Genomic DNA, 11180 nt, shown 5'->3' with positions numbered 1-11180 from the left:
GCAGTCCCGCAGCGGACCGTGATCAGGGTATGCCGATCACGGGCCGTTCGGAGCCCTACCTCATGTGCGGCCTTCCACGAGGGGTCGCTGACCCTACCCGCCTCCTTACGGAAGAGGCAGCTCACCAACGGCGAGCGACCTTGGCAGCCGATGCTCAATCGGAGTGTCCCCCCCCCACGACTCGAGAAGAGAGGAGATCCGCGGGCGAAGTCCCTGCGCGGCGTGCCCAGCTGACGGCCAGTTGGGGTAGAAGCCACACCCCATAGGGGACGGTGCGTGTCCAGATCCCCTCACGTCGCACCCGGAGGAGCCGGCGGGCTCGATACCCATCCCGCGCTGGACGGCATGACGGGATCGGACAAAGAGCTGTCCCCTATGTGGTGTTGGCGTCGTCCGTGGCGGGTGCTGTGGGCTGCCACACGGCCTTGCCGAGCTTGGGCGGTTCCAAGTCGGTGCCGCGCGCGGGCAGTTGCTAGGTCCACCGTGAGGGGTTCTCGACCCTTGCTGTCCCCTAAGAGATGTGGACGTTCCGCCACCGGCTGTCAGCGGCGGGGTCTACAGTTTCACTACCTGCTCATGCCGAAGTCGACCGCATGGCGACAACGGCCAAAGGGCGAGCGGGTCACAACTGAGTGGGTCCGGCTTATAGCAGCCGGGCACCCGGGGAGGGGCTTCGATGCTCCAGTTCACCGACGTGCGCGTCGAGACGATGTGCCGTCTGTACAGCAAGCAGAAGAGTCGAGCGTGGGACGGCGAGTTCCTCGACGTTCTCGAGACCGCGCTCAATCTCACTCTCGGCCACAAGCGCGCGGCCGAGACCCCTGATCTCCTGTGCCGGAACGTCATCAGGGACGCACGTCGCACCATCCGCCGCTCGCAGGCCACCGCCCGCCAGAACGCCGCCTGCCGGCCCCTTCCTGACGCCGCCCGTCGCCGCGTGTGCACCACTGCTGCAGACGGCGCGCCAGCCGCCGAGATGATCACTCATGACACCCCCGAAGCGCGGGTCATCGCCGCAGAGATGCTCCAGGAGCTGAAGGCGTTCGCGTCCACGCTCGGGGCCTACGGGCCGGCTTGCCTCCAGGGCATGCTCGACATGTTGACCGTCCCCGACTCGGCGAAACAGGCAGGGGTGTCCGTGGCCACGGTCGAACGAACCCGGCGTGCTCTGAGGGAACACGCAAGGACCCTGATCAGCATCACGGCGTGACCGGCCACCATCAAGGGCTCTCAGTGCGTCTCGCCGAGCCGTATGAGGGCAATGGAAGCGTTGCCCTCCGGTTCGCCAAGAGCATCGTGCACATGCAGATCCCCGCAGGAACCATCGGCGCGTACCTGCTGCTGCGCCACGAGCATCAGCAGGTCACGCCCCTCTACGTCGGCCGATCGGACACCTGTCTCCGCCGACGGCTCACACGTCATCCACTCCGCGGCCGCGCCACACACTTCGTCGCCTCACCTACTACCAACCGCCACCAGGCCTACGCCATCGAGTCAGCTTGGTACCACCGGTACCAAGCGACGGGCACCCCAATCACGAACCAGATCCACCCCGCAAGCCCCGCAGGAACGGGCCGACGCTGCCCCTACTGCCCCGAAACCGAAATCGAGCGCGCGCTGCGCCGCGCCCTCCTTCTACCCCGCACCCCGTAGACCAAGGAGCTCACCATGAACGACATCGTCGAGGGCGCCATTCCGGTCGTCCTCTCCGGACAGGCCCTTCTCAGCCTCCGTGAGTCTGGCCACAACTTCCCCTCCGCCGTGGGCGAAGTGATCGACAACAGCATCGAAGCGCGTGCGAACCACATCCAGATTCTGACCGAGGAGTTCATGAAGGGCCGTAAGAAGGCGATCAGCCAGATCTCCTTCATCGACGACGGCGAGGGCATGGATGACAAGACCCTGCACCACTACCTGCAACTGGGCTTCTCTACACGGTTCATGTCCGACAAGACCATCGGCAAGTTCGGCGTGGGAGCCAAGCTCGCCGGCCTCAGTGTGGGCACCTGCATCGAGGCGTGGTCGCGTGTGGCGGGCAGCGACGCGATCAGGCACGTGAAGTTCGACCTCGACGACGCCATCGAGGCAGAGAAGCGGGGCGAGAAGATCGGTATCAACCCGCCAGATGATGAGCCCCTGCCCGCCCATCTGGTCCCCTACTTCCCGGAGGGCACGGGCACGCTTGTCCTCTGGTCGAAGATCGACCGGGTCTCCGATGGACATGGCCGAAGCACCCCGGATCACATCCGCAACGAAGTGACTAAGGAACTGTCCCGGATCTTCCGTGACTTCCTCTGCGGGGGCATCAAGATCACGGTCGATCACACGGACCTCGTGCCGCACGACCCCACCTTCTTGCGCAAGGGCACATGGGTAGATCAGGTCCTCACAGAGGAGGCTGCCCGCAGCGACGGCACGTCGCGGAAGGGAGGGGCCGAGTCCGCCCACTTCGCCGGCCAGGTCTTCTTCAATGACGAAGTACCGGTTCAGGGGACCACTCACAAGATTCGGGTAGTCATTACCCTCGCCCCGCGCGAAGTGCTACGGGCCAAGGGGCTGGGGGGTGACGCTCTGGCCAAGAAACTGCGGCTGCCTGAGAACGAAGGCGCCATCAGCTTCATGCGGCTGGACCGCGAGATCAGCTACACCCCGGTCGCTCGCCTCTTCCCCGACGGGATTCTGACGCCCGACAGGTTCATCGGATTCGAGGTGTACTTCACTCCCGAGCTTGACCGCCTGATGGGCGTTCGCAACGTGAAGCGCGGGGCCGTTCCTGCTGATGAACTCCGCAGGACTCTCCGAGACTTGGCCCGCACCGTCATTCCCAGGGCCCGTGAGGAACTCCAGCGAGTGTGGGGTGAAGACGACCGCAAGGAGGCAGTGAAGTCCGGCGAACACGCCCCCCTCGCGAAGGCGGTGAAGGAGGCAGACCGCACGATGCCCAAGGGCCGAGTCAAGGCCGTACCCACGCCCGCCGAGCGTGAAAGGGAGTACGCCGACCTTGCGCAGGATGCGGGGCGGAACTCGACCGAAGAGGAACAGGCCGAGTACGTCCAGGAGATCAAGGACCTGCCGTTTGTGATTGAGACCGTCAGCTTCCCCGGCGACCAGCTGATCGAGCTCACTCACCTCGGAGACCAGACGATCATCCGGCTGAACCAGCGGCACGCTTTCTACCGGGAGATGTACGAGCCGCTCCACGCGCTGTCCAAGGATGCCAGCTCGGCGAGCGCGCCGTCCCTGCAGTCAACGGCTCGTCGCGCGATCGAAGCGATCACGTTGCTGCTCGTGGCCTACGCCAAGGCCGAGTCGATGCACGACACGCCGAATGATCAGTACGGGCAGCTGAGGAAGCAGTGGGGCGGGTTCGCGGAGCTCTACCTCAACAAGATCAAGGACGTTCTCTGACCATCAGGTAGTCAGTGGCTGATGCAGATGCCCGGGTGGAGATGGTCCAACGATCTCTCCACCCGGGCATCTTGCAGCTCAGGCCACAGCCAACTCGACGAAGTCGCTGATGCTCTTGAGCTCCCGGCCATGGAGGTAGCCGACGCCGCGGTGGATGTGGACGATGAGCGTGCGGGACACGGCCTCGTCGGTCGGTTCTTCGCCATCGGCGATGCACCGCTGCTTCAGCAGCGCCAGGTAGATGTCGCCGTAGGAGCCTGAGAAGGTCCGCCAGCTCATTTCTACGTTGGAGTCGGTGATGATCTCCTTGACGAGCGGGGTGGATTCGTCTTGCAGGGAGAGCGCGAGCGCCCATCGGCAGAGGACGTTCCAATGAGCGATCCCTGTTTGGCGCTTGAGCCAGACGAGTTGATCTCTAGCTGTTTGCGAGAGGCGGATCGTTTCAAGCGACATGCGCTGCTCCTGCGGTCCACCAGTAACCGGGTTCAACGGTGGTGGTGAAGGTCTTGTCGTCGTGAACGAGCGTGTAGGTGTGGGCGAGGTACGGCTTTAGGCGACCAAGCAGTTTCTCGTCGATCTCCTCGTCCGTGGACAGGAGCAGGACCTGGCGGCCAGCTTCGGGGAAGTAGCGGTCGACGAGGTGCTGGCGGTGGCGGCTGTCCAGGCGGCCGAGGGGGGTGTCGATGATGCTGGGCAATCTGTTACCCGCTGACTTGGCAAGTCCCCACAGAAGAGACACCGCCAACAGCTGCCTCTCGCCGGCGCTGAGTCGTCCGGGGTCGACGGGGGCGCCCTCGGAGTCGGTCAGTTGGAGCGTGAACTTGTCCGTGTCGATCTGGATGTCGCGAATGAGTCCCTGCTTACGCATGAGCTTGTTAAAGCTCTCGAGGACGGCGACTTCCACGCTCTTGATGTGACGGGCCATAAGGGCGGCGCGGAACTTATCCAGCGTGTGGCGAGCCTTGTCGGAGTACTTAGTGACTCGCTTCAGTAGCTCTGACTGCCACTTAACTTCCCTGCGATCCCGCTGAGTTCGCTTCAACTCTGCGTTGAGACGCTCCTTGCGCGCGGTTGCCTCGGCGAAGTGGGATTCACCGCGCTGCACTTGAGCTTGCGCGACGGCAACCTTTTCCATTGCCGCCTTACGCTTTTCCACGAGGTCTGCGATAAAGCTCTCTTCGGGGACGGCGCCAAGCTGCTGGTCCGCGGATTCCAGCTGCTCAGCAATATCGGCGGCTTCTCGCAGCAGGTCGCGGGCGCGAAGCGAATCGCTGCTCAGAGCCTGGTCAAGCGCCGACAGCTGCATCAGGGCGTCGTGGGGAAGGCCCAGCGACTGGTCGAGGTTGGCTGTAGCTGCGCGCTTCCGGCGATCAGTGGTCAGCTTCTTCTTCAGTGCCGCGCGTGCCGCCGCTGGCAGCGATTCAGTGAGCTGCTGGATGAGCCACTCGTCTCGTTCCTCCAGCACGCCGACAACACGCGATGCGTCGTCGGCTTCCCGCTCCAGTTGTGCTTGTTTCTTGACTGCCTCGAGCTGCTTCTTAAGGAGCAGAAGAGGCAGGGGCCCTTCGGCCACGGCAACTAGAGCCTTATTTTTGTCCCTCGCGAGTTCATCGATGCGGGCGCGTTCAGCTTCCAGTTCCTTGCTCTGCTCGAAGGCCTTACCGCCCGCTTGCTCAAATTCACGCTCGACTTTGGCAAGGTTGTTCTTGCACACGTCGAGATGCGAGGTGAAGCCCGACAGCGTCTGCTTGCTGTCCGAGACGACTTGGCTGGCGTGCTCCAGCTCTTGTTGCAGCGACTGGATCTTGTCGAGGAATTCCTGTTGCTGTCCTGAGAGTTGCTGCCGATTCTGGAGAGCCTTGAGGTCGTTGCGGAGACGTTCCACCGTGCCGACGCCCATTAGTGACTGGACGGCCGACTCGATGACCTTGGCGGCTCGCTCTGGATCAGCGAGTTGCTCTACCCGCTCCCCGTCGAAGAAGAACAGCGAGGCAACATCTATGGGCAGGATGGTTTCAACATGGTCGGGCCAGCTCTCCGTTACCGTGCGGCTGAACTCTCCGTCGACCATGACGGTGAGAAATTCCTTTAGCGTCTTGCTGCCGGTGAAGTACCAGTTCCTGACCACCTTGTAGTGGCGGTCTTCCCCCTCCACGCTGATGGAGAACTCGAGCGTGATTGATGCGCCAGAGTATGGATCGGCCTTCCGGTTGATGCACTGCTCAAGGTAGTCGTAGTAGCCACGGGCGCCGCGACCGCTGCACTCCGCCTTGGGGCCGTAGAGAACCAGCTGGATGGCGTCGAGGAGAGTGGTCTTGCCGCAGCCGTTCAACCCACCGATCAGGACGATCGGTCGTCCTGGCCGTGTACGCAAATCAAGCTGCTGCTCACCTTGGTACGCGCCGAAGTCATGCAGGGTGATGTTATGCAGAAGCATCGTTCGTCTTTTCGTCCAGCGTCAGAACCTGGGGCTCGTCGTCGCTCAATGTGCCATTTTCACGAAGCTCTCGCTTCCGCTTAGCAAAGTCGAGTGCATCGTCTGCGTTCTCGTAGAATCCCTTCTGGATGACCTTTTCAAGGGATTCGAAGAGGCCCTTACGGCGAGCTTTAGTCCGATACTGGCGCTCGACGGCCAGCAGTTCACGGATCATGTTGAAGTGAATCTCGTCGTCTCCGCAGACCTCCCGCAGGAGACCGATTTCGTCAGCACGGATAACGAGTTGTTCATCCAGCGACGGCCCGGGGAACGTCTCGCCTGTGGCTGCCTCGTAGATGCCCGGCAGAGAGTCTTCGACTTCGTGCTTCTCGAAGACCCAGAGGCGGCGGATCTCATGGAGTTCTTCCATCGTGATCAGCTCGATGTTGCTCATGTTGTCTGGAGCGTTCTTTCGCACGTGGGCCTGAGCCTCAAGCAGCTTCCGCAGCCATGCCTCGCGTGCGGCCTGGGTGTACGGGCCAGGGATGACTCGGTCGTTGAACAGGTCGACGCGACCGTTCATGCGCCGGAAGTCGCGGGTCTCCTTTTCCTTGGAGACATCGTCGAGCTCGTTGCGGAGGTCAAGGAGCGGACGCATCCACTTCTTCTCCTCGTCGTTCTGGATCATGGCAGTCATCGACTTGTCTTGATCCACAAGGGTGCAGGTCCAGCAGCCGAAGCGGCTGTCACCGCAGGACGGGGTGGTGTCGTCCACGACCAGCGGGCACTCTGAGTCGCTGGACGCGCCCTGGTACATGGTCAACAGGTCCTTGTTCTTGTGTCCCCATGGGTTGGACTGCTGCATGAGGAACATCCAGACCTCGTCGTTAGTCCACGCCTCGACCGGGCTGTAGACGAGCGAGTTGGGCAGGTTGCCGTTGGGTGAGAGCCGGTCCCGTACGCGGCCCTTCTCGTGCTTCGCCATGGCGCGTGCACGCGCCTGGCTCTCTGCCTTGCGGATACCGAGTACGAGGATGGCTTCGCCGTGCCGGCGGACGACGCTTCGGATGAACCTGTTGGACGGCTTGATCTTCATTCGCTCCGTGCACCAGCGGAACTTCGGGCGGGGCGCCGGGTAGCCGCGACCGATCAGGTTCACCCAGAAGGTGTCCTCAACTTTCGGGATGAGCCGGTGCGGTTCGATCGGGAGTCCCTGCTCCTCGGCGGCCTTGCGCATGGTTTCGAGCGACTGGCTGACCCAGGCCGCGACCACCGGGTTCTCGACCAAGGTGTCGGTGCTGATGACGTGCACTGGCTTGGTGCGCTGCTCGACTGGCAGGTCCTTCAGCGCGAGCCAGACAAGTTGGAGGACGGCGGTGGAGTCCTTACCTCCGCTGTACCCGATGACCCAGGGCACCTCGTCCGCGGTGTAGAGCTCGCGGACCTCCTCCGTCAGCTCGTTTACGACTTCGGAGAGGGTCCTCCCCTGGAATGGGGCAGACCGAGTCGGGGTGCTCATGCGTCTCCTCGCAGGTAGGCGTCTTCTACACGCTGCTCTTCTGGGCTCAGCCGGAGCTTCATGTGCTGACGGAGGTAGTTCACGGTCAGGGTCAGGTTCTGGTGACTCTTTGAGACGCGACCGCCGACGAGTGCACGTCCTTCCCAGTCCGAGTTGGTGCGGCTCCAGTCCACCGACTGCAATCGAACCAGTTTCGGCTTCCATACCTTGGGAGCTTCCGAGCTTCGCAGAAGGGTGTTGCCGATCCGGCCGATGGCGTGGAGAGCGATGCCATGGCTGTGGATGTAGTCACGACGCACCTCAGACGCCGCCAGCTCTCGGCGGCGTACGAGGTCCCACTCTGGGATGGCTTCGTCCACCGCCTCCCAGAACTGCGCAGCAAGCTCCTGTGCCTTCTCCTTCTTGATCTCCAGTCCTTGCAGGAGGGATTGGGTGGCGTAGTAGACAGAGCTGAGCGTGAAGAGCTTGCGGGACCGCTGGGAAAGGGTGCTGTTCTCCATCTCCACATGGCCTTTGAACACAGGGCACTTCATGGCCAGGAGCCTGGCGATGATCGCCAGGTCGTCGCGGTGATCGTAGAGGACACCGATGGAGCGGGGCGGCCGCACTGCGTGGCGATTGAGGTCGGCGAACATCTGCTGGCAGCGGGCGAGGCCGGCATCGTGGAAGAAGACGACGGCGATGGTCTCTTCGCCGAGATCCGGGTTCTCCTTCAGCGCCTGCTCGATCGCCGCTCGGCGGTGCTGTCCATCGTTGATGAGGAAACGAGCGGCCATGGGGATGCGGATCTGCCCCGCCCGCATCCCGACACCGGAGTCAGCGATGCTCTCGAAGTGCATCTCACCGTCGACGGACGCCGTTAGCGCACTAAAGACGTAGTCGTCCGGATTGTCCACGATGTACCTGGTGAGGGCCGGGAGTCTCCCCTTGTTCAGCACCCGTTGCGCGCGGACTTCAGGTGCCAGCTCGTCCTCATCGAACAGAAAGATCTTCGGAATGAGACGAAGCGGACACATGGACACGTAGAACTCGCGCCCCGCCTGCACCCCTCGGATGGCTGGAAAGATGTACTCGAAGCCTGAGGAAGTGGCGGTGTCAGCGAGCTGCGAAGGTGACTGTGATCCCACCTACGCAACGGTATCGTACTTGTACGTCAGAGATTCAACGTACAGACCATGCAGGAATAACGCACAGGGGTGTGGTGGGGCTAGTGGTGACGTACCTGGATGCAGCAGCAACCACGCGCGTGGACCCGCGCGTGGCCGAAGTTGTCCTGCACTGGATGACTGAGGAGTTTGGTAACGCAGGCAGTCGCACCCACGAGTACGGCTCCCGGGCGAAGCGCGCCGTGCAGCAGGCGCGTCAGTACCTGGCCGGCACGTTCAACGCCGAGGTGGACGAGCTGATCTTCACCAGCGGCGCGACCGAGAGCAACAACATCGCCCTGCTGGGTCTGGCCCCCCACGGCGAAGAGACTGGCCGACGTCACATCATCACCTCGGCAATTGAGCATAAAGCGGTCATCGAGCCTCTTGAGTACCTGCAGACACGGGGCTTCGAGGTCGACTTCATCGAACCCGGTCCGTCAGGACGCGTCAGCGCCGACGCCGTGATGGAACGCTTGCGTCCGGACACCCTGCTGGTTTCGCTCATGCACGTCAACAATGAGACAGGAGTCGTGCAGCCTGTCGCCGAGCTCGCGCACAAGCTGCGGGAGACCTCCACATACATGCACGTGGATGCCGCACAGGGCTACGGGAAGATGACGCAGGACCTCACGGCGCCGATCGACATGATCAGCGTCAGCGGGCACAAGATCGGCGGACCCAAGGGTGTCGGGATGCTCCTGGCCCGCCACCGCGGCTGGGACACCCTGCCCCTCAAGCCGATCATGTTCGGCGGCGGTCAGGAGCGGAAACTGCGGCCGGGCACCCTCCCGGTTCCGTTGATCATGGGGTTGGCTGAAGCGGCGAAGATCTTCCATAAGGAACACGCCGAGTGGAACAAGGAAGCGGCTGCTTTCCGTGCTCGCCTCCTGGACGCACTCGCGAAGACCCGCTTCCGGGTCAACGGCGACCAGGATCACACTGTGCCTCACATTCTCAACCTGACGTTCGACGGCGTGGACGCCGAGGCGCTCATCGTGATGTTGAAGGACCAGGTCGCCGTAGCGACGGGCTCCGCCTGCACAAGCGCCTCCTATACCCCCAGCCACGTCCTGACCGCCATGGGCCTGCCTGAAGATGTGGCTTCCAACGGGCTCCGCCTGTCGTGGTTCCCCAGCCAGACGGCGGACCTGGACCCTGCCGAGCTGGCAAATACGATCATGCGCCTGCAGCCGGACTCAGTTTGAAGGGTCAGGCGGTGTACGCCGGACCAGACGATGCCCCCGCAACTCGCGCCCACAGCGGAGGAGCTCGGCTTCCCAGCCGCTCTCCGTACCGATGAGGTGCGGGTGCTCGTACAGCCCCGCTTTCACCTCTGCGGCCGTGAGTCGTTTGTAACGCTCGACGTTCGGATCGTCGGGAGCCAGGAACTCGTGCTTGCGGTGCAGTAGCGGCCGGTTCTTCGAGTCGGCGTACGACGTGTGGCTGGTCTCGAGCGTCTTTAGGTCAACCTGGTAGGACGAGAGGATTCGCGGGTGCGGGTCCGTATCGAAGTCCGGGTACTGCAGCCAACTTACGGCCCGCCCCTGGTGGCGCAGCTTGGCCACGGTCCAATCTTGCGGACGGCCGGCTGCGATCGAAGCGCAGTGCTCATACAGCCGCAGGACGGTGGGCATGCGATCGATGGCGCGTTGGTGTACGTACAAGGCCGTCGGAGTGAGCTTGCCGACCTTCGAGGCGTTCATAGCGCCGCGGACATACGCATCGTCGCGGAGCTTGAGCAGCAGTCGGTCGGATCGTTGACAGGCCTCCTTGTAGGAGGAAAAGAACGCCCGGACGTCGAGCTGGACGCTGAGGGGAAGGCTGCCGAAGGGGCCGCGGCCGTTGAAGAGCTCAACGGCAAGAAACAGGAGCGTGTTGAGGGTAGTTCGCTTCATGCCCTCCTCGACCTCGGTCTCGTCGGCGGAGTCCCGAACCAGCCGACGGAGCTCGCCGGGACTGAGATGGCTGAGGAGCTCGGCCATCGGGTGCGGGACTTCCTCCATGCGGGGCAGCCGTCCGCGACGTTCGACATAGTCGACGACTGCTGCGATCGCCGAAGTCGTGTCCTCTGAAGCGAGCCAGACCGCGTCGGGAACGATCCGTTGCGCCAGGTAGCCTAGCCGCGCCGTTTCATCCTTGAAGGCGTAGACCACACCGGGCGCCGCCGAGACCGTGCGCACACCGGTGACCTCTTCGACGTAGTTGCGTAGCTCGCTTGCCCCGAAGAGGTGTTGGAAAGTCTGCCGGCTCGTGAGCAAGCCGTCACCGAATGCCTCACCCTTGACCTTGGACCTTTCCCATGTGAGCCGGGCCGAAGCAACCAAGACCGTGTCTGCAAGATCCCAGGCTGCCTGCAGCGTCCGCCGGCGCTCCTGGGCGTCCTCGATGACGTTGAGCACGTAAGTCAGGAGAACAACGTCTGCGCTCCGCAGCTGTTCCTCGGGCCGATAGTAGGGATCCCAGCCGATTGCGCGGCAGCCCAGCTGCTGAAGGGCACGGACATCGCCGCCACGCCCGCAGCCGTAATCCAAGACAGTGCGATCTGGGAGTACCTGCTTATCGACCACGGCCTGTCTGGCTGGCACGGAGAGGCTCGCACGGCGGATCGCAGTCAGCCTCCGGTCGCTGTTCCATGTCGGCTCTACCATGCTCACGCCCTTGCACAACTGGGTGACAAGCGGAGAGTAAC

8 protein-coding genes are annotated in these 11180 nt (G+C 63.1%); 3 read left to right on the top strand and 5 right to left on the bottom strand.

Annotation, left to right across the window (positions count from 1 at the left end):
• Nucleotides 1-676: 676 nt before the first annotated feature.
• Together ACH4UM_RS06740 and ACH4UM_RS06735 are read left to right on the top strand one after the other, a co-directional pair.
• Nucleotides 677-1210: a hypothetical protein gene (locus tag ACH4UM_RS06740; RefSeq protein ID WP_398174593.1), complete on the top strand. Its 534-nt coding sequence runs from the start codon at nucleotides 677-679 to the stop codon at nucleotides 1208-1210.
• A gap of 458 nt (nucleotides 1211-1668) precedes the next feature.
• Complete coding sequence (locus ACH4UM_RS06735; protein ID WP_398174590.1) at nucleotides 1669-3408, top strand: ATP-binding protein; 1740 nt, start codon at nucleotides 1669-1671, stop codon at nucleotides 3406-3408.
• 78 nt (nucleotides 3409-3486) lie between these two features.
• Here the strand turns inward: ACH4UM_RS06735 and dndE are convergent, their stop codons facing one another.
• The 4 genes from dndE to dndB are packed head-to-tail and all read right to left on the bottom strand — an operon-like array spanning nucleotide 3487 to nucleotide 8470.
• Nucleotides 3487-3861 carry a DNA sulfur modification protein DndE gene (gene dndE, locus ACH4UM_RS06730; RefSeq protein ID WP_398174587.1) on the bottom strand — a complete coding sequence of 125 codons (375 nt, stop codon included), beginning with the start codon at nucleotides 3859-3861 and terminating at the stop codon, nucleotides 3487-3489.
• Entirely contained in the window at nucleotides 3851-5845 is a 1995-nt protein-coding gene (gene dndD / locus ACH4UM_RS06725; RefSeq protein WP_398174584.1) for a DNA sulfur modification protein DndD, read from the bottom strand. The genes dndE and dndD overlap by 11 nt, the downstream gene beginning before the upstream one ends.
• Nucleotides 5832-7343 (bottom strand): DNA phosphorothioation system sulfurtransferase DndC, encoded by a 1512-nt coding sequence (dndC, locus tag ACH4UM_RS06720; protein ID WP_398174581.1) that lies wholly within the window; start codon nucleotides 7341-7343, stop codon nucleotides 5832-5834. Before dndC ends, dndD begins: the two co-directional genes overlap by 14 nt.
• The gene (gene dndB / locus ACH4UM_RS06715) at nucleotides 7340-8470 is read right to left on the bottom strand and encodes a DNA sulfur modification protein DndB (RefSeq protein ID WP_398174578.1); all 1131 of its coding nucleotides are present in this window, start codon (nucleotides 8468-8470) and stop codon (nucleotides 7340-7342) included. Before dndB ends, dndC begins: the two co-directional genes overlap by 4 nt.
• An 86-nt stretch (nucleotides 8471-8556) precedes the next feature.
• Here dndB and dndA point away from each other — a divergent pair, with 86 nt between their 5' ends.
• Complete coding sequence (dndA, locus tag ACH4UM_RS06710; protein ID WP_398174575.1) at nucleotides 8557-9696, top strand: cysteine desulfurase DndA; 1140 nt, start codon at nucleotides 8557-8559, stop codon at nucleotides 9694-9696.
• Here the strand turns inward: dndA and ACH4UM_RS06705 are convergent.
• Complete coding sequence (locus ACH4UM_RS06705) at nucleotides 9688-11139, bottom strand: DNA phosphorothioation-associated putative methyltransferase (RefSeq protein WP_398174572.1); 1452 nt, start codon at nucleotides 11137-11139, stop codon at nucleotides 9688-9690. The two genes, dndA and ACH4UM_RS06705, sit on opposite strands and share 9 nt — an antisense overlap.
• Nucleotides 11140-11180: the final 41 nt, after the last annotated feature.

It is taken from the genome of Streptomyces sp. NPDC020801, assembly GCF_044334385.1.
GTDB lineage: Bacteria > Actinomycetota > Actinomycetes > Streptomycetales > Streptomycetaceae > Streptomyces.
The sequence above is the reverse complement of the archived record's forward strand: the minus strand, read 5'-3'. Positions and strand labels throughout refer to the sequence as shown.

Bases quoted from the DNA above. Each gene is read 5' to 3' on its own strand.
- ACH4UM_RS06740 (WP_398174593.1), top strand. From the start codon at position 677: ATGCTCCAGTTCACCGACGTGCGCGTCGAGACGATGTGCCGTCTGTAC.
- ACH4UM_RS06735 (WP_398174590.1), top strand. From the start codon at position 1,669: ATGAACGACATCGTCGAGGGCGCCATTCCGGTCGTCCTCTCCGGACAG.
- dndE (WP_398174587.1), bottom strand. From the start codon at position 3,861: ATGTCGCTTGAAACGATCCGCCTCTCGCAAACAGCTAGAGATCAACTC.
- dndD (WP_398174584.1), bottom strand. From the start codon at position 5,845: ATGCTTCTGCATAACATCACCCTGCATGACTTCGGCGCGTACCAAGGT.
- dndC (WP_398174581.1), bottom strand. From the start codon at position 7,343: ATGAGCACCCCGACTCGGTCTGCCCCATTCCAGGGGAGGACCCTCTCC.
- ACH4UM_RS06705 (WP_398174572.1), bottom strand. From the start codon at position 11,139: ATGGTAGAGCCGACATGGAACAGCGACCGGAGGCTGACTGCGATCCGC.